At 44.8% G+C, this 18096-nt stretch carries 18 protein-coding genes; 3 read left to right on the top strand and 15 right to left on the bottom strand.

Translation table 11 applies throughout. The features are described from left to right. Nucleotides 1-173: 173 nt before the first annotated feature. The 4 genes from L6I86_RS13130 to L6I86_RS13115 all read right to left on the bottom strand — a co-directional run bounded on the left by L6I86_RS13130 (nt 174) and on the right by L6I86_RS13115 (nt 4875). The gene (locus tag L6I86_RS13130) at nt 174-581 is read right to left on the bottom strand and encodes a hypothetical protein (RefSeq protein ID WP_056612481.1); all 408 of its coding nucleotides are present in this window, start codon (nt 579-581) and stop codon (nt 174-176) included. A gap of 124 nt (nt 582-705) precedes the next feature. Continuing rightward, entirely contained in the window at nt 706-1248 is a 543-nt protein-coding gene (locus L6I86_RS13125; protein ID WP_056612483.1) for a type 1 glutamine amidotransferase domain-containing protein, read from the bottom strand. Nucleotide 1249: 1 nt separating this feature from the next. Next, nucleotides 1250-2989 (bottom strand): phosphoenolpyruvate--protein phosphotransferase, encoded by a 1740-nt coding sequence (ptsP, locus tag L6I86_RS13120; RefSeq protein WP_056612485.1) that lies wholly within the window; start codon nt 2987-2989, stop codon nt 1250-1252. Continuing rightward, nucleotides 2986-4875 (bottom strand): glucose PTS transporter subunit IIA, encoded by a 1890-nt coding sequence (locus tag L6I86_RS13115; protein ID WP_236287682.1) that lies wholly within the window; start codon nt 4873-4875, stop codon nt 2986-2988. Before L6I86_RS13115 ends, ptsP begins: the two co-directional genes overlap by 4 nt. Nucleotides 4876-5142: 267 nt before the next feature. Between L6I86_RS13115 and L6I86_RS13110 the strand changes: the two genes are divergently transcribed. After that, nucleotides 5143-5709, top strand: coding sequence for an NAD(P)/FAD-dependent oxidoreductase (locus L6I86_RS13110; RefSeq protein WP_236287680.1), 567 nt, complete (start codon nt 5143-5145; stop codon nt 5707-5709). 94 nt (nt 5710-5803) lie between these two features. On the opposite strand, the gene L6I86_RS13105 is transcribed toward L6I86_RS13110, so the two are convergent. From L6I86_RS13105 to aroA, 3 genes are read right to left on the bottom strand one after another with little or no spacing between them, the layout of a single operon-like run. Continuing rightward, complete coding sequence (locus L6I86_RS13105) at nt 5804-6229, bottom strand: CoA-binding protein (protein WP_236287677.1); 426 nt, start codon at nt 6227-6229, stop codon at nt 5804-5806. A 13-nt stretch (nt 6230-6242) separates the two neighbouring features. Continuing rightward, entirely contained in the window at nt 6243-7064 is an 822-nt protein-coding gene (locus L6I86_RS13100; RefSeq protein WP_236287676.1) for a C39 family peptidase, read from the bottom strand. A 31-nt stretch (nt 7065-7095) separates the two neighbouring features. Then, nucleotides 7096-8394 carry a 3-phosphoshikimate 1-carboxyvinyltransferase gene (aroA, locus tag L6I86_RS13095; RefSeq protein WP_236287674.1) on the bottom strand — a complete coding sequence of 433 codons (1299 nt, stop codon included), beginning with the start codon at nt 8392-8394 and terminating at the stop codon, nt 7096-7098. A 355-nt stretch (nt 8395-8749) separates the two neighbouring features. Here aroA and L6I86_RS13090 point away from each other — a divergent pair, with 355 nt between their 5' ends. Then, on the top strand, nt 8750-9040 hold the full coding sequence (locus tag L6I86_RS13090; RefSeq protein WP_056612497.1) for a rhodanese-like domain-containing protein: 291 nt from the start codon (nt 8750-8752) through the stop codon (nt 9038-9040). A 21-nt stretch (nt 9041-9061) separates the two neighbouring features. Here L6I86_RS13090 and L6I86_RS13085 read toward each other — a convergent pair whose 3' ends face one another. After that, nucleotides 9062-9571, bottom strand: coding sequence for a shikimate kinase (locus tag L6I86_RS13085; RefSeq protein ID WP_236287672.1), 510 nt, complete (start codon nt 9569-9571; stop codon nt 9062-9064). 168 nt (nt 9572-9739) lie between these two features. Here L6I86_RS13085 and L6I86_RS13080 point away from each other — a divergent pair, with 168 nt between their 5' ends. Further along, nucleotides 9740-10060, top strand: coding sequence for a hypothetical protein (locus L6I86_RS13080; protein ID WP_420851883.1), 321 nt, complete (start codon nt 9740-9742; stop codon nt 10058-10060). On the opposite strand, the gene gndA is transcribed toward L6I86_RS13080, so the two are convergent. The 7 genes from gndA to L6I86_RS13045 form a co-directional block, all read right to left on the bottom strand. After that, the gene (gndA, locus tag L6I86_RS13075) at nt 10061-11476 is read right to left on the bottom strand and encodes an NADP-dependent phosphogluconate dehydrogenase (RefSeq protein ID WP_236287670.1); all 1416 of its coding nucleotides are present in this window, start codon (nt 11474-11476) and stop codon (nt 10061-10063) included. A 33-nt stretch (nt 11477-11509) separates the two neighbouring features. Further along, the gene (locus L6I86_RS13070; protein WP_236287811.1) at nt 11510-12277 is read right to left on the bottom strand and encodes an SDR family oxidoreductase; all 768 of its coding nucleotides are present in this window, start codon (nt 12275-12277) and stop codon (nt 11510-11512) included. Nucleotides 12278-12319: 42 nt separating this feature from the next. Continuing rightward, on the bottom strand, nt 12320-13882 hold the full coding sequence (gene gntK / locus L6I86_RS13065; RefSeq protein ID WP_236287668.1) for a gluconokinase: 1563 nt from the start codon (nt 13880-13882) through the stop codon (nt 12320-12322). Continuing rightward, nucleotides 13879-15150 carry a nickel pincer cofactor-dependent isomerase, group 22 gene (locus tag L6I86_RS13060; RefSeq protein WP_236287666.1) on the bottom strand — a complete coding sequence of 424 codons (1272 nt, stop codon included), beginning with the start codon at nt 15148-15150 and terminating at the stop codon, nt 13879-13881. The genes gntK and L6I86_RS13060 overlap by 4 nt, the downstream gene beginning before the upstream one ends. Before the next feature lie 17 nt (nt 15151-15167). Continuing rightward, a complete protein-coding gene (locus L6I86_RS13055; RefSeq protein ID WP_236287664.1) occupies nt 15168-16172 on the bottom strand; it encodes a LacI family DNA-binding transcriptional regulator in 1005 nt (334 codons plus the stop codon). 99 nt (nt 16173-16271) lie between these two features. Beyond that, nucleotides 16272-17276, bottom strand: coding sequence for a LacI family DNA-binding transcriptional regulator (locus L6I86_RS13050; RefSeq protein WP_236287662.1), 1005 nt, complete (start codon nt 17274-17276; stop codon nt 16272-16274). 177 nt (nt 17277-17453) lie between these two features. Continuing rightward, nucleotides 17454-18050, bottom strand: a complete 597-nt coding sequence (locus tag L6I86_RS13045) for a hypothetical protein (RefSeq protein ID WP_056612513.1) — start codon at nt 18048-18050, stop codon at nt 17454-17456. Nucleotides 18051-18096 lie beyond the last annotated feature (46 nt).

Raw genomic sequence — 18096 nt, 5'->3', positions numbered from 1 at the left:
CTCTCCATTTTCACAAGTATTCTGCGAACCTAGTATATTATCGTTATGATACGACAAATTAATCCATCTTGCAATGCAAAATGAAAATGCTTTGAAAATAATTTTCATTTTATTTTCAAAAGGGTCACAAATAGAATAAAAGCCAACCTCTTCTCGAGATTGGCAGCCCATTTTTAGGTTGAAATTGCGCTTTGAGTGATTTGAGATAACCGTTTACGAATTTCCTCCGCCCATGGCTCATCGCCTAGCGATTGCGCTAGCAACAAGATGTCCAACAGCTCATTGATTCGTTCCTCCACAATTTTCTCCATCGAATCATTCATACGCTCTTTTTCTGTTACTTTTAACAGCAGAAAGGCAACCTCCGAAACTTCATGGAAGAAGAATTGCTGCTTCTCTGGTTTACTACCCAGCCTACCGATCAGACCGGTAAGTTCAGGCTTTACATGAGGTACGACCTCACTTCGTCCACAGGCCTCACAGGAATAGATAGGAACATTCTCAATATCTACTTTACTTTGATAAATAACCGTGCGCAGACGAAGGTTCATCGTGCGTCCGCACTTACAATACTTTTGCATTCTAACACTCCTTCACTGACAGGCGGCATGTACATTAGTTGCTTGTACTATGTTATTCTACGATGTCATCAGATTTCCTTCTGATCGATACATAGTAGTTTTTGCCACCTTTGGAAGCGAGATGTTACTTTGCCTGTTGTTTGCTAAACGAGATAACTTCATCCACAAAACGTTTGGAAAATGCCGGAAGGTCTGGCGGTCTACGCCCTGAAATAATATTGCGATCCACGACCACTTCTTCATCAAGCCAAATTGCTCCAGCATTTTCGATATCATCGCGAATGCCTGGCGTGGATGTCATCGTGTAGCCTTGAACGATTTTGGCAGAAATCAAAACCCAGCCAGCATGACAAATCTGCGCGATAGGCTTTACATCCGCATGAAACTCCTGCGTTAGTCTAAGTACATCGGCATAACGACGAAGCTTGTCAGGTGCCCAACCACCAGGAACATAAAGACCAACATAATCCGAAGATTTCACTTCATCGAACGCATAATCCGTCGTGATGGGAACGCCATATTTGCCATGATATACGGTCTTCGCTTTAGGTCCAACAATATCTACAATTGCTCCTGCTTCGCGCAACCGGTAGACAGGATACCACATTTCCAAATCTTCAAATTCTTCATCTACAAAGGCTAGCACCTTCAAACCTGCTAATTCCATACTAATTACCTCCTACAATGGATTCCGTTTGTTCCGTTTGAGCAAGAAGCTCCAAGATTTCATCACTTGTTTTGCAAATTAGAATACGATCTACTAATGCCTTGCATGTCGCGGCATCACTGCTAAGCAGTCTGTGCTTGACTTGCAAGAGCGTCTGAACCGATATGCTCAGCTCCTCAATGCCCAATCCAAGCCAAATCGGCAGTGCCCGAATATCTCCAGCCATTTCCCCGCATACGCCTACAGGAATGCCAACACGCTTGCCTGCGTCGATCACGAGTTTGAGTAATCGAATAACGGCCGGATGATAAGGATTATATAAGTGCGCGATATTCTCGTTCATTCGATCAACAGCCAGAACATATTGAACTAGATCATTCGTACCGATACTCATGAAATTCACTTCGCTGGCAAGCACATCGGCAATGATGGCAGCAGCTGGTACTTCAATGGTAAGTCCTACCTCAATATTAGCATTAAAAGGGACACCAAGACTACTTAGCTCCAGCTTCGCTCTTTCCAAGTGCGCTTTCGCTTGACGCACCTCTTCTATGGAGGTCACCATTGGATACATGATCTTCACATTACCATAATGACTAGCTCTTAAGATCGCTCTTAGCTGCGTCATAAAGAGATCCGTTCGATCCAGAGAGATTCGAATGGCCCGGTAGCCTAGGAAGGGATTATCTTCTTTGGCAAGCGGCATGTAGTCAAGTTTCTTGTCACCGCCAATATCCAGGGTTCGGATCACGATTGGACGTCCTTTGAGTTGCATGGCCGCGTGGCGATAGACCTCAAATTGCTCCTCTTCACTAGGCAATGAATCGCGATCCATATACAAATATTCTGTACGAAACAGGCCTACACCTGATGCGCCATTGCGCAATACTTGGTCAATTTCCATAACCGAATTAATATTCGCATGTAGATTGACCAAGCTTCTATCTAATGTCAGTGGAGCCACATCGGCAATTTCTTGCAAGCTTTCCTTGAACTCCAGCCAGTTTTTCTTACGTGCTTGATAACGTTCTATGGTGATCTTGTCCGGGTTAATATACAAGGTGCCTTCTTGACCATCAATAATCAAGAAATCACCATTTTGAATAGGACGCAGCAGCTTTCCTTCTAATCCAAGTACATAAGGAACAGACATCGCTCTGGCCATAATCGACACGTGCGAGTGTGTGCCTCCCAGAATAGTCAACAGTCCTAACACATTCGTTGGATCCAAATGAGCAAGCTGTGAAGGGGTAAGCTCCTTCGCAACTAAAATATAAGGATGATCAATCGGCGGGACAGTTGTGCTTGTATCCCCCAATAAATGCTTCAAGAGTCGATTACCGACATCTTTAATATCTAAGGCACGTTCTTTCATGTATTCATCATCGATTAAATTGAACATTCCTACAAATTTGTCAATGACCTCTTTCACCGCGACTTCTGCGGCTTTATATTGCAGCTCAATAATACCTTGAATCTCATTCATGAAAATAGGGTCTTCCAAAATAGCCAAATGCGCATCAAAAATATAGGCTTGTTCTTGCCCAACCACTTCTTTGATCTCTTGTTTGATTAGCTCCAGCTCATCCTTGGAATGCCGAATGCCATCATACAATCGCTCGAATTCATACGCTAAATCTGTCACATCTATCATTTTCTCTGGAAAATCCCATTCCCAAGTGGGAATAACAAACGCTTGACCCATTGCAATTCCCGATGACGCGCCTACACCTCTAATCATCCGTTCGTCCCCCCCTCGGATTTAGTCGGCTTAAGGACAACGGACATAACAGAGCCTTGGCCTTTCTTAACTGGCTTAAACGGAGCAAAGCTCCATGATTTCACAATATCTGGATTCGTAATTATCATAGGTGTCGCTAAGGATGAAGCGAATTTCTTAACTTTGTTATAGTTGAACTTCACTAGCAGCTGTCCTGCTTCCACACGATCGCCTTCCTTCACCACCGCATTAAAGCACTTACCTGGTAAGCTGGACGTGTCAATTCCGATATGCAGCAGAACTTCAAGCCCTTCATCCGTTAGAATCCCAAGCGCATGCATCGTCGGGTAAATGTGCATAATGGTACCTGCTACAGGGGAAACCAATTCACCTTTTTCAGGAATAAAAGCAACACCATTCCCGACAAGTCGGGAGGCAAAGATACGATCAGGCACTTCTTCAATGGGGATCATACGTCCCTGCATCGGAGATGTAAATAAGACGACATGAATATCTTTGCGCAATACCTTCATAATTTCTTCACGTATAAGCTCTGAAAATGTTCCAAACACGACTTGAACATTGCCTCCTCCAAGACGTATGACGCCTGCTGCTCCTAAGTGTCGTAATGCCGTGATGTCCATCAGACGATCATTGACAAGCGTAAGTCGCAATCGGGTAATACAGGCTTCAATCTTCTTAATATTGTCTTTCCCACCAAGTGCCTGCAAAATTAACGGAGAACGATACGGTATGTCCCCAGCCCACTCTTCTAGCGATGAGCCTTCTTCCCTACCCGGTGTAGGAATTCGGAACTTCTGAATCGCCCATCGGAATAAGAAATAATACAGTAAACCATAGACCAACCCAATCGGAATCAATAATAAGCCATTGTGTGATAAGTGCAGATTTATGATGTAGTCAATAGCCCCAGCTGAATAAGAGAATCCATGGTGGATATTTAACTCATAAGCGATCCACATAGCTACACCCGAAAGGATCGCATGAATTACGAACAAATAAGGTGCTACAAAAAGGAAAGCAAATTCAATCGGCTCTGTCACACCAGTTAAAAAGGAAGCCAATGCAGCCGTTAAGAATGTAGCTTTGATCTTCGGCTTTAAATCTTCCCTCGCTTCTCCGATAATTGCAAAAGCAATAGCTGGTAATGCAAACATCATGATCGGGTACAACCCAGCCATATACATCCCTGCAGATGGATCGCCAGCGAAAAATCGCGGCAAATCACCATAGGCGTATTGACCAGATGGCGTCTCGTACGCCCCCACTTGAAACCAAAAAAAGTTATTCAAAATATGATGTAAGCCCGAAGGTACGAGCAAGCGATGAGCAATCCCATAGATGAATGCACCGAATCCGCCCAATCCAAGTAATCCGCTAGATATTTTGCCCATCAGCGTCTCTAGAAAAGGACCAATCCCGATCATAATATAAGAGACAATGAGCGTTGCGAGGCCCATGACGAGCGGCACCATCCGAGGTCCACCGAAAAACTGTATGTACTCCGGAAGCTTAATTTCCTTGCAGCGGTGATAGATGATTGCAGCCAGCAGCCCAATCAAGATCCCGCCAGAAACGCCTAATTGAAATTGTGTGCCCAGCCCATGCTCGATGAGTCGGGTAAACATGAAATACCCTAGCATGGCCGATAAACCAGCTATTCCGGCACTTTCTGTTAATCCCAATGCCACCCCAACAGCGAAGATAATGGGAATATAATCAAAGATTGTATTTCCAGCCAATGACAGCATTTCCCCAAAGCTTGAAGCATGTATGACATCCCAAGGTAAATCCCCTAGACAAAGCAGCACAGCAGCAATAGGAAGCGCAATGGTAGGCAGCATTAAGGAGCGGCCAAGCTGTTGTAAGTTCCCCATCCAGTTCAAACGAATGCTAACCTCCTAAAAGTTTTCGTCAGAAAACTGACTTCGTAAGCATCTTACCTTAGCAATTTCGAAGCGTATCTTCCATAATCATAAGATTCTCTTATCAAATCGTAAAGCTTGTTCGTGCTTTTGTCAAAAAAAAATAAGCAGATCGCGTGTACCATCAAGGTTATTCTACATAGTAAACGCAAAAGTTGACTAAGTCCCCTAAAAGCTGTCATACTTTACTTGTACCCCAAATTCATGATTCAAGGAGGAAATACGCTTATGTCTTATGATGTTATTATTATTGGTGCAGGTCCTACCGGCGCAAGCGCTGCGCTTTTCACTTCAAAAGCAGGCAAGAAAACGCTCGTCATCGACAATGAGCAAAGTGTTACGAAGCGTGCATGGATCGAGAATCACTATGGTGTTGAAGCGATTGGCGGGCCCGATTTAGTTGAAATCGGCAAGAAACAAGCCGCTAAATTCGGAACTGAATTCGTACATGGCAAAGCGACTCAGCTTGTAAAGAATGAAGATGGTTTTGAGATCACCACAGAAAATGATACATATATAGGTAAGCACGTTATTCTAGCAACTGGTTTATCCGTTGAACTTGCTGAAGCTGCTGGAATCGCGACAAAAGAAGGTACTGAGCCAAGAATTAAATCTATTGTTGACTGTGATGCACAAGGAAATACAAGTCTCAAAGGTGTATGGGCAGCAGGTACGACGGCTGGTGTCAGCATGCATACGATTATCACTGCTGGTGATGGAGCCAAAGTCGCTATCAATGTGATTAGTGAACTTAACGGTGCTCGTTACGTTGATCACGATGTGTTGAAAGCCTAGTTCCTACGTATGAGAAAACCGCTAAGCGCTCCCCTGTAAAGGAGATCGACTAGCGGTTTTTGGGTTTGAAACTTACTTCTTACGCGAACATGAATTAATTGTTACGCGGGTTCAGTATCGCATCTTCCACTTTAATGCAGCGATCCATGATAACTTCTAAGCCAGCTTCACTAGCAATACGTCCTGCTTCTTCATTCACGATATCTAGCTGCAACCAGAAAACTTTCGCCCCAATCTTAACTGACTCTTCAGCCACTGGAACAACCTGATCAGCACGACGAAATACATTCACGATATCAACAGGCTCAGGAATGTCCGATAACGATGGGTAGCATTTCTCACCTAGAATTTGATCCGCATTTGGATTAACAGGAATAATCCGGTATCCTCTGCTTTGCATAGCGGCTGATACCATATAAGATGTGCGATCTGGTTTATCGGATAAACCTACTACAGCGATATTTCCTGCATTGGCAAGCAATTCTTTGATATGTTCCCTAGACGGATTCTCAAATGTCATGTGGATCTCTCTCCTATTTATTCAAGTAGGTTAGACCTTGTTTCCCCATTGCTTCCCAAGTTTCAACGAACTGTGCTTTACTCACTTTCACTTGCTTTTTGCCACTCAATGGGTCATTTAAGTAAACATTCGTTTCGTCAAATCCTACAAGGACAACAGCATGTTCCGAATACGTTGTCTTTAGAGGACCGATTGGCGTATCCCACGTTACCCATTTGTACGGTAGATTGTAGTCGATTGTCGTCCAGACGATAACTGGGATCCCATGCGCCACTTGCTGCTCATACAATTCAAAAGCTTCCCCTGTTATATTAATCGCTTGAGGGATATAGTCTTTCATAAGCGGAAACAATCCTGCGGAATAGATGCCAAAGCCTCTTTTCTTACGTGTTACGTCCCCAACGAAACCGGAGTTCGGATTGCCCCAGTAAGCGATGTTGCCGCCCGCATCCAATGTTGCTGGTGTCATGTCTGTAGGCATTTCGGCGACTAATTCCAGCTTTGTTTTGTTTACACCATAGTATTTCAGCAGCATCGTGAGGCTTGTGATCTCACAGCCAGCAGGCAGCTCGGGCAGTTGTTGTACGATGGGGACATCCAACATCGCTGATTTGACTTGTGCAGGCGCAGGCGACGGTGTCGGCTTCACGGTGGCCTTCAACGCAGCGGCGGGTTTATCAACTGCTAAGACTACTGGACCAGAAGCGAATAAAGCTGGTTCTTTCCCTGTGGCCTTCGCATAAAGCAATACAGCAAATACGCTGCTCGCAAATGTAAGGCCTGCTACGAGAAACAATCCAAACGTCACTTTCAATCCTTGCCAAATAATCCTCATGCTGACTCACCCATTCAATGTAATTGAGATTCTAGGACTCGCTCACTAGCTCAACCTGTGCGCCAATGGAGCGCAAGTGGTCGAAATATTGTGGATACGACTTCGCCACGTGGTGGGCATCCCGAATCGTTAAACCCTTCTCAGAGCGTAGACCAACTACAGTTAATGCCATGATGACCCGATGATCGAAATGCGCGTTGATTTCTACGCCACCTTCAACCCCTTGTGGTTTACCATGAACAATAATTTCACTCTGACGCTCTTCTACATCAGCTCCAGCCTTGCGAAGCTCATTCAAATAATCTGTGATACGATCACACTCTTTATACCGTAGGTTCTCAACATTGTAGAAGCGCGAAGTCCCTTCAGCAAATACAGCAGCAGCAACCATCGCAAGAACAGCATCCGTAAAATGGTCACCATCGAATTCTCCAGCAACTAGATGCTGATTGCCACGAACATGTACAACACCATTGTCGTGCGTAAGATCTACGCCCATTGCCTTCAGAACATCCACACATGCCTTCTCACCTTGCTTGCTGTTCTCTTCCAGACGAAGTACACGCACATCCGAATTCGTAACCGCAGCGGCAGCTAGAATAGCTGCTGAACCCGGATAGTCGCCTTGGATGACATATTCTTTAGCTTCATAGGATTGTCCACCTGGAATACGGTAGTGCATTAAATCTTCACTTGCATGAACGACGATGCCAGCCTGCGCTAATACTTCAAGCGTTTGCCCTACAATAATTTTGGACTTCAAATCATGCAGAACTTCAATTTCACTGTCTTCTTCCAATAATGGCGTCATAAACAATAAAGAACTCAGGAACTGGGAACTCACATTACCCGAAACGGTAATTTTGCCGCCGCGGGGTTGTCCCCCTTTAATTGTTATCGGCAGACGACCGTTATTATGTTGTACTTCTACGCCCATTTGTTGCAAAGTATCGATTAAATCATCATGAGGACGTTTACCCAATGATTCCGGATACGTATTAACAAATGTCACTTCCGGACAGAAAGCAGCCGTAGACATCAAAAAGCGGAGAACAGCGCCAGCGTTACCCACATTCAATTCAGACACATGTTTAGGGTTCTTGCCGAAGCCTGTGATTACAATTTTCTCATCATCTTCTTCTATAATAGCGCCAAGATCACGTACACATCGTCTCATAGCATCACTATCTTCACTATGAGCTGGGTAATAGATTGTGCTTGTCCCATTAGCTAGCGCACCGATTAGCAAGTAGCGTGTAGTGTAGTTTTTGGAGGATAAAGCATTAATTTCCCCTTCAAGATGGGAGGTTGGTTTAACGATGGCTTTCATGTCGTTTGTTAACTCCTTCGCAAATAGTTTATATGTATATCCAGCAGAATGAATGCCAAGAAACCAATCATCAGCAGGATGATAGAGATCCTAAGATTTATTGACAGTGTACCATACGAAATCTAACTTGGGAACCTTCTCCCCTAGCAGCTGTATCAAGGAAAAGCTAGACGAAATAAACGGCTCCGCCGTCCTTCTTGGACGGGAGCGTTTATCTAGAAATATAGCCAGTTTATCGTGTGCAACATATAAATTCTATATTTTAAAGAAACACTTCGTTTGACATCACGTCGTTATATTTCTATCATACTAAGTAAGAAGCTTTCTTCTGAAAATACAAACATGGAGGCGTATCATGGACACGATTCTACCATCCGAGATCAAAGCAAGACTCGCACAAGGAGAGCAGTTAACACTTATTGACGTTCGCGAAGATGAGGAAGTAGCTGAAGGCATGATTCAAGGCGCAATACATATTCCATTAGGCCAATTGCCAGAGCGGCTTAGCGAGATCCCACAAGTCGACGAAGTCATTTTAGTATGTCGCAGTGGAAATCGAAGCGGACGCGCACTAGGCTATCTAGAAGCCAACGGTTATAAAGGTCTTAAGAACATGACCGGCGGCATGCTGGAGTGGGAAGATTAAGCTGAAGAGCTTATCTTCTCCTTAATGGCGCACCGCTTGCTGAATGATGCGATCTGCAATTTCATCCTCGCTTAAGTCCGTCGTATCAATAGACGTATGAGCGAAATCATAGGCATGTTTTCTTTGTTCCATTAACGTATGAACACGTTCTTCCAAATTACCTTGCAGCAAAGGCCGATTCGTATCCGCACTCACTCTTTGGATAATCGTTTCTGCCGTTGCGTTCAACGCAACAACAAAGCCATGCTGCAACATGCAAATTCGATTAGATTCTGCAAGTACCGCACCGCCGCCCGTCGCAACAACTTGTCCCTCGCTATCTAATATACGTGCCAACGTCTCGGTTTCCAGAGCGCGAAAGTGTGCTTCTCCATGATCCCGAAATAATTCAGGAATGCTTGTCTGTTGAACTTCTTCTAACACGGCGTCAGAATCACAAAAACTCCATCCTAAACGCTCGGCAAGCTTCTTGCCTACGGTTGATTTCCCTGTTCCCATAAATCCAACAAGTACAATATTTCTGACTGTCACACAAATCCCCTTTTCCCATATGCTAGTCATACAAACTTTCCCAACATCATACCATAGCCCTTACAGCATGAATACAATCCATTAAAAAATCATATAGTAGTGTGAATAAATTCTAGCACAAACAGTTAAGATTTTAGAGAGACCACGCCGATAAGGAGAGATGGAGCTTTGAACCCAACTGTGATGCAGCAAAACCAAACTACCGCCTTGACGAACCGCACACAACGCAAACTGGAGCAAATTTTGCACCCAAGCTATACACTATGCAAAGAGGATGTCGTCTGGATATTAGAGTTTATTAAGAAAAAAGTGGCTGAAGAAGACCCGATGATGCAAGGTCTAACTCAACCACGATTATTAAGAAATTTCCGTTATTTTGCTGAGATATCTCTCATGCTCATCCACAAACGCAACGGCTTCGATCAAGAAGCTGATCGACTGAAGATGTGGCTGCGAGAAGCGGCGTACGGCTTACAAGATGAGAAATAACTACTCGTTACCCATCCAGTTGAAGTGGAAGGATCCTTCTTTGTCTACACGTTGGAACGTATGAGCACCGAAGTAATCACGTTGTGCTTGTAACAAGTTAGCTGGCAATCTTTCTGTACGGTAGCTGTCATAGTAAGCAAGTGCGGATGCGAAAGAAGGAACTGCGATACCACGAGCAACCGCTTCTGCAACCACTTGTCTCCATGAACCTTGGTAGTTATGAACTACGTCTGTGAAGTAAGAATCAAGCAACAAGTTTTTCAATTCAGGATTGCGATCATACGCATCCTTGATATTTTGAAGGAAACGAGCGCGGATAATACAACCGCCACGGAAGATCATTGCGATGCTGCCGTATTTCAAATCCCATTTGTATTCTTCGGAAGCTGCTCTCATTTGAGCGAAACCTTGCGCATAAGAACAAATTTTGCTTGCGTAAAGAGCTTGACGAACAGCCTCAATAAACGCTTTGCGATCCCCTGTGAATGCTGGAGCATCAGGTCCTTTGAGTACTTTGCTTGCTGCTACGCGTTCTTCCTTCATGGCAGAAATGAATCGGGAGAATACGGATTCCGTGATGATAGAAAGCGGCACGCCAAGGTCCAGAGCACTTTGACTGGTCCATTTTCCTGTTCCCTTTTGTCCTGCGGAATCCAAAATCACGTCAACCATTGGTTTGCCTGTTTCAGCGTCATATTTCGTGAAAATATCACGCGTGATTTCGATCAAGTAGCTGTCCAGCTCCCCGTTGTTCCACTCCGTGAAGATCTCATGAAGCTCTTCTGTGCTTACGTTAAGGACATCTTTCAGCAACTGGTAGGCTTCACAAATCAATTGCATATCTCCGTACTCAATACCGTTGTGCACCATTTTTACATAGTGACCCGCGCCGTCTGGCCCGATATACGTACAACAAGCATCTTCGCCAACTTTTGCAGAGATTGCTGTTAGGATAGGCTCTACCAATTTATACGCGTCTTCTTGGCCTCCTGGCATGATCGAAGGTCCTTTAAGCGCGCCTTCTTCACCGCCGGAAACACCTGTTCCAACGAAACGAATTCCGTGGGCTTCGAGCTCTTTGTTACGACGTTGAGTATCTGGGAAGAAAGCATTTCCGCCATCGATCAAAATATCGCCTTTATCCAAATGCGGAAGCAATTGGTTGATTGTATCATCTGTAGGTCCGCCTGCTTTGACCATGATTAAAATTTTGCGCGGCACTTCAAGGGATTGAACGAATTCTTCAACTGAATATGTACCTACAAGTTGTTTGCCCGGTGCTTCATTAAGAAGCTCCTTCGTTTTCTCAGCAGAACGGTTGAATACAGATACCGTAAAGCCTCTGCTTTCAATGTTTAATGCTAAGTTTTTCCCCATTACCGCTAAACCTACAACACCTATTTGTTGCTTAGACATGTCTCTCATACACCCTTCCGATATATAAATAGTTTAAATCGTCATCGCGCCAAAACCGCCGTCTACTCTCAAAACTGTTCCTGTTACAAAGCTTGAAGCTTTCTCTGAAGCCAGGTACACCGCAGCACCTTGAAGCTCTGCAGCTTCGCCAAATCGATTCATTGGCGTATGACGCATAATGGATTCGATCCGCTCAGGTGACAAAATCTTACGATTCTGCTCTGCTGGGAAAAAGCCTGGAATAATCGCGTTCACACGTACACGGCTCGGAGCGAACTCACGGGCTAGGTTTTGTGTGATATTATTCACAGCTGCTTTAGAAGCGGAGTAAGTGAACACACGAGAAAGTGGTGGATCCGAGGAAACGGATGAAATATTAATAATGCTTCCGCCTTCGCCTCGTTCAACCATGTATTTCCCGAACACTTGGCAAGCTAGCACGACGCTTTTCAAATTTACCTCCATAATAGAATCCCATTCTTCCATGGAAATGTCAAAGAAAGGAGTCGCACTATTTTTACCTGGACAATTCATAAGAATATCCGCGCTGCCTGACCAAGCGATAACATCTTGAAGTACTTGCTCTAAATCTTCACGTTTGGTTGCATCCGCTTGGAAAGTCTTCGCTTCGCCGCCAATCGCAGCAATACTCTCTTGAACCTGCTCGCTTTTCTCTTGATTACGCCCCACGATAGCTACTTTTGCACCATGTCCAGCAAGGGCTAAAGCCATTGAGCCACCAAGTGTACTATTACCGCCAATAATTACTGCTGTTTTCCCAGAAAGATCGAATAAGTTCATTGTCGTCATCCTCTCGAATAATAGTGCTTTGTCTAAATTGAATTATGATTGAGGACTCCGTAGGTGCTGACTTTGAAAAGCGGTGATTGCGTCGAATTGATCTTTTAACTGATGATATACGCTCGTATAAATAGATGTCAATTGTTGATATACGCGATAATCGTTTTCATTCACCTCGTGAGCCTTTCCTACCCCGATCCATTTATGTGCATGCGATAAGTCTTCAATCTCACCCATTGCGAGTAAACCAAGCAAAGCTGCGCCAATTCCTGAGCTCTCAATGGAGTCTGGAACGGTAACGGCCGTACCGAGCATATCGGTCATCATCTGACGCCAGAACTCTGAGCGAGCGAAGCCTCCTGATGCTCGAATGACGGTTGCAGGTCCCATCATCCGTTCCAACGAGGTGGCAACGGCTTGAATGGAGAACATGACACCTTCCAAAGCGGCACGGATCATGTGCTTCTTCTGATGACTAAGCGATAAACCGAAATAAACACCACGTGCGTTAGCATTCCAATAAGGTGCACGTTCGCCGGATAACAGCGGCAAGAAAAGCAAACCTTCGGAGCCTGCTCCCACTTCAGCAGCAAGAGCCGTCAAGTGATCGTAAGGATCCATGCCCAAGCGGCGTGCTTCCTCAGCTTCTGCTGTCGCGATCTGGTCCCTTACCCATCGGAAAACAATACCTCCGTTGTTAATCGGCCCACCAACGACCCAGAACCCTTCTGCCAATGCATAACAGAACAATTTCCCTTCGGGGTCGGTTTGCGGTTTGTTCACGACGCTGCGAACTGCGCCGCTCGTACCAATCGTAACCGCGACAACGCCGGGCTCGAAGGCGCCTACGCCAAGGTTGGCAAGTACACCATCGGAAGCGCCGACAATAAATGGCGTTTCCGTGGACAAGCCCATCGCAGCAGCATAAGCAGAGCTCATACCCTCTACACGATGCGTCGTAGGTACAAGTGCTGAAAGCTGCTGAGGTGTTACCCCTGCATAATCAAGCGCACCTGCATCCCAATCCAATTGCTCAAGATTGAATAATCCTGTCGCACTCGCCAAGGAATGATCGATCAGATACTGATTAAACAGTTTGGCGAACACATACTCTTTAATCCCTATAAATTTATGGGTATTTCGAACAAGCGCTGGTTCATGCTCCCCGAACCACTTCAATTTCAAAAGTGGTGACATGGGATGAATCGGTGTGCCTGTTCTCGCATAAATCTGTTGACCAAGTCCATTCTGCTTCAAATCCTCCGCATATTTCGCGGCACGATTGTCTGCCCATGTAATACATTGTGTTAATGGCTTATTGTACTCATCTACGGCGATTATGCTGTGCATCGCTGAGCTGAAGGACACGCAAAGCACCTGTTCAGGCGAAATGCCTTGCTTGCGAACAACGGCGCCAATCCCCTGCACCACAGCATCAAAGATTTGATCTGGATCCTGCTCGGCACGATCAGCTGCAGGCGTGAATAGCGGATATTCGATGGAATGGGAGGCAAGTACCTGTCCATCCCGATCAATGACCAGTGTTTTGGTACTCGTTGTTCCAATATCAGCAGCTATGATATAGGGCTTCTGACTTTGCGTCATTTGCAAATATTCCCCTCTGCATCGAATGTTAGTTCAAATGGCTCCGATAAAATTTCAATGTCCGGATGCTGACGAGCAGCTTCAAGGAGGTTCACCGAAATTTCAATTTCACCTAAGTGAAGTGTATCTTGGATACGAACAAGCTTACAGGTCGTGTAATCTAAAATATTACAAGTCTTCACTGCTGCTTTGATCGCATAGAAATCATTTTCTAAAGTTGTCGCGATTTTCGTAGGTGCACAAACCGTAGAAGTTAACCCATTAGCATACGTGAATTCTAAATTTGTCTTATCAACTAGACGTTGGGTAGTGAAATCCGCTGTACCTACGCCATTCGCATTCCCTTTGGTTTCGTGAGTCAAATCAAGAACAACCATCTTCGACACTTCGGGTCCGCCATGTGCATACGGGGTAGGATAACGCCCTGTTACGTTAGGATCCATGCCGTCACCGCTAATATTTTTACCGATGTAATCAATCACAAGGACGTCGATTTCATCGAATAAAATTTTTGGTAAACGTGATTTCGCTTCTACCAATAGAACTTCCTCACGCGCTTCAATCTCAGCGGCTGGAAGAACCTCAACCTGACAAGTCTCATCGTATGCATTCTCTACGAGGGCTACGCCAAAGACGATTGGCAGCTTCTCAATCATCAAATTCGCCATAGCAGGAACATTCTCTGCCATATATTTAAAGCCAAGCTGATGACACGCTTCAGCCCCTTTTTGCTTACCTAGACCAATCGCAATCATCTTCATGATGCCGCTCTCAATGCGTCCGCGGAAAGCAGTGTGCGGCTTTACACGGTTAATAACGACAATGGCATCTGCTTCTGAGGCAATACGATCTACATAGACCGGCAAACCATTCGGCAGTTGATCGATTTTGACCACGTCCATGGAAGAACGAATCGGTGCTCCCATCGTTTCTTCTGTAATGCCAAAGTGCTGGAGCACCTCAGTCTGACCATCCGCAGTCGCCCCGCCATGGCTTCCCATACACGGTACGATAAAAGGATGTGCACCTCGTGCCTTGATGGCATCCAAGGTTGTTTTCGTGAAGCCCGCAATATTGGCAATCCCTCTGCTTCCTACAGCCACTGCAACTTGCTGGCCAGGAAGGATACTCGGCATTACGCCACTGCTTTCGAGCTTATCGGCAAGTTCCTGCAAAGGATTTTCCAGAATCGAACGATCAAACTTCTGACGAATTTTGACCATTTGCGGAATCGGAATGTCATTTAACAATTCTCTTAGAATACTCATCGACTTTCCCCACTTTCTTATACTTGTAATAATTGCACAGATTCACGAACAATTAATTCGGTTCGCAATAAAACTTGCTCTGTTGTATGCAATTTATTCTCTATATTACCTAAGAGACGCAGTGCGCCTTCTTTGCTAATTTGTTCGATCGGTCTGCGCACGGTCGTTAAGGCAGGTGTCACATATGCCGCGAATACCGTATCATCAAAACCAACCACGGAGATATCTTTAGGAACATGTAAACCTGCTTCAAAAACAGCTTTAATGGCTCCCAGTGCCATCTCATCATTGCAGCAAAAAACCGCTGTCGGTCTCTCTTCGAGGCTCAAAAATTGCTGCATCGCTTGATGACCGCTTTCCAAATCGTACAATCCCGGCATGCGGAACGCAGCAGGAATGGAAATCCCATAATGCTCCATAGCTCGTTCGAAGCCAGCCTTGCGATTCTGCGCAGATTTAAAACCCTTGCGCCCCTCGATTAAGGCGATTTTCTTATGACCCTGATTCACAAGGTAAGCTCCTGCGTGAAAAGCACCTTGCTCCTCATCAGAGAGGACATTCAGAACACCGGCGGTGTCCACTGGCCGATTCAATACGACGAGCGGAATCCCTTTGTTCGCAATATGCTCAATGATCGGCCCATCATCGTCACTTTGGCTAACAATAATAATGCCGTCAAAGCTCTTCTTGGTGATGGAATGAAAGCTAGTGTAATCATCAATACCTTTGACAATCAATTGGTAGCGATCTCGAATCACGGAGTTAACCCCTCGTATGGCTTCGTAGAAGAAACCAGCGGAAGTTCCATTGCTTAGTGTGGTAAAGAATAGCCCCAAGTTATACGAACGATCCAGCACTAAACTTTTCGCATTATAATTCGGCGTGTAATCCAGCTGTTCAGCGATGATGCGAATGCGCTCCTTCGTCTCCTCTTGGATGAGCGGACTGTTGTTCAACGCTCTGGAAACTGTCGTGTGGGAAACACCCGCGAGCTTCGCAATATCCTTAATAGTTGCGCTCATACATTCACCTCTAACAGAAGCATATCACATCTATGCACACGTTAACAATAGTCTTTTCGGGAGACCAAAAAACTCCCTTCTCAGGGAGTCCAAAACCATTTATTTATGAAATCTCTTTGCAGTCGATTGTCTCACCACTAGCTCAGGCAGCAACTTTATCGTGTGATATGTGTCTGCGTCTGCCACACCATTGATCTTTCGTATTAATTCATCGACAGCGCAACGCCCTAGCTCGCCTGCAGGTTGACGCACAGTTGTTAAATGCGGACGAAATTCAGAAGCGAATACTTGATCGTCGAATCCTACGATCGAAATATCTTTGGGAATCTGGTAACCTACGGTTTTAAATGCATCCATCAAGCCGATTGCAATGAAATCATCTGCTGCTAATACAGCAGTGGGTACCTTCACGTTACGTATCCAACCGTCTGCAATATCGTAGCCAGAAGATACGCTAAATTCGCCTTGTTCAATCCACAGTTCAGTCAAACCTGCCTCCAGCATCGCATGAATATATCCACGCTCACGTTCAGCACTGCTCAAGAAAGGCTCTGGCCCACGAATATGAGCAATTGTTTGATGCCCGAGATCAATTAGATGTTTGGTAGCTTCATAGCCACCGATGAAATTATCCACAATGACGGACGAAACCGATTCATGACAATACTGGTTATCAATCAGCACAAAAGGGATTTTCTTCTTTTCCAATTCCGTTACATAAGCAAATTCATTTGTGGGAGACAAGACGACTAACCCATCTACGCGATCTTCTTGAAATAAAGAATTCTCAAAGGATTTGAACACGTCGGTCGAGACTGATAAAGCAAGAAAATAGCCCCGTTCTGCTAGACGATCATCCATTTCTTTCACAACGGCATCGAAGAATGAATCATTGAGTGTCGAAATCGCAACACCAATGATGCCTGTCTTACCTCTAGCTAAACTGCGAGCAGCTGCGTTCGGCTGATAGTCCAGCTCCTTCATGGCTTGCAGCACCTTTTGCCGATTTCCCTCCCGCACCGTACCTGCTTGATTGATTACGCGGGAGACGGTGACCACAGAAAGTCCACTTTTCTTCGCAACATCAAAAATACTGACTTTCATGGCTTCAACTCCTGTAATTCACCCTAAAAAGTATAAGCGCTTTAATTTTATTGAAGCAATTATAATCGAAAGCTTCATTCCTGTATATGTTTCATTCTTCTCGCCCTATAAACACACAAAAGAGAGTCCCGTATACGTTCATACAGGCTCTCTTTCATCCCAGCACACTATTCATTCTCACATCTCCAATAGAAGCATTTCTTGTCTCAATTCGATTAATTTAACTTTACTTTCCATCGCAGCTTTGGTATCCCCGGATGAGAGTGCATCTTGCAGCGTAGCTAATTCATAATCAAGCTCCATGCGCAAAATAGGGATGCGTTCATCTGTCCTCTTCGATCTTAGTGCTTGCATGACTTCTTCTACGGTCACAGCAGGCTCCTTCTGATACAGCACCTTATGTTCAATTCCGCTAATCTCCACCATGCGGATGATTTCCCCGAACATAATATTCTCAATGAGAATTTGCCGATCCTTAAATCTTTTTACAACGGCATGACCGCGAGTATCTCCGATCAGCTTCTCCATCATTTCAGCAAGCTTCTCATCTTTGAATGAATAATTGCCAACAATCTTATACTTCTCGCCAATCCGTTCGAATTTCAGCTTAATCAGCTTTCGTCCAGTGCGAATAGAAATGATAAACTGAAGTTCACTTTCGTTCCAGTAGAGCGAATATCCTTCTTGGATGAGGGCTTTAATGAAGTTCCGGATTAGCCGGCGATCAAATCGTAACTCTAGGTTGCAATACTCCACTTCATGACTCTTACTCACGGCAATCCCCTCCATAATTGGCGCAAACCATTTATTTAAATATTCA

This window comes from Paenibacillus allorhizoplanae, from assembly GCF_927798215.1.
Lineage (GTDB): Bacteria > Bacillota > Bacilli > Paenibacillales > NBRC-103111 > Paenibacillus_E > Paenibacillus_E allorhizoplanae.
Note: the sequence above shows the minus strand (reverse complement) of the source record. Positions and strands in the feature narration are given on the sequence as shown.

What these genes read in the sequence shown, in the direction of transcription:
- L6I86_RS13130 (WP_056612481.1), bottom strand. Translation starts at nt 581, where the DNA reads ATGCAAAAGTATTGTAAGTGCGGACGCACGATGAACCTTCGTCTGCGC.
- L6I86_RS13125 (WP_056612483.1), bottom strand. Translation starts at nt 1,248, where the DNA reads ATGGAATTAGCAGGTTTGAAGGTGCTAGCCTTTGTAGATGAAGAATTT.
- ptsP (WP_056612485.1), bottom strand. Translation starts at nt 2,989, where the DNA reads ATGATTAGAGGTGTAGGCGCGTCATCGGGAATTGCAATGGGTCAAGCG.
- L6I86_RS13110 (WP_236287680.1), top strand. Translation starts at nt 5,143, where the DNA reads ATGTCTTATGATGTTATTATTATTGGTGCAGGTCCTACCGGCGCAAGC.
- L6I86_RS13105 (WP_236287677.1), bottom strand. Translation starts at nt 6,229, where the DNA reads ATGACATTTGAGAATCCGTCTAGGGAACATATCAAAGAATTGCTTGCC.
- L6I86_RS13100 (WP_236287676.1), bottom strand. Translation starts at nt 7,064, where the DNA reads ATGAGGATTATTTGGCAAGGATTGAAAGTGACGTTTGGATTGTTTCTC.
- aroA (WP_236287674.1), bottom strand. Translation starts at nt 8,394, where the DNA reads ATGAAAGCCATCGTTAAACCAACCTCCCATCTTGAAGGGGAAATTAAT.
- L6I86_RS13090 (WP_056612497.1), top strand. Translation starts at nt 8,750, where the DNA reads ATGGACACGATTCTACCATCCGAGATCAAAGCAAGACTCGCACAAGGA.
- gndA (WP_236287670.1), bottom strand. Translation starts at nt 11,476, where the DNA reads ATGTCTAAGCAACAAATAGGTGTTGTAGGTTTAGCGGTAATGGGGAAA.
- L6I86_RS13070 (WP_236287811.1), bottom strand. Translation starts at nt 12,277, where the DNA reads ATGAACTTATTCGATCTTTCTGGGAAAACAGCAGTAATTATTGGCGGT.
- gntK (WP_236287668.1), bottom strand. Translation starts at nt 13,882, where the DNA reads ATGACGCAAAGTCAGAAGCCCTATATCATAGCTGCTGATATTGGAACA.
- L6I86_RS13060 (WP_236287666.1), bottom strand. Translation starts at nt 15,150, where the DNA reads ATGAGTATTCTAAGAGAATTGTTAAATGACATTCCGATTCCGCAAATG.
- L6I86_RS13055 (WP_236287664.1), bottom strand. Translation starts at nt 16,172, where the DNA reads ATGAGCGCAACTATTAAGGATATTGCGAAGCTCGCGGGTGTTTCCCAC.
- L6I86_RS13050 (WP_236287662.1), bottom strand. Translation starts at nt 17,276, where the DNA reads ATGAAAGTCAGTATTTTTGATGTTGCGAAGAAAAGTGGACTTTCTGTG.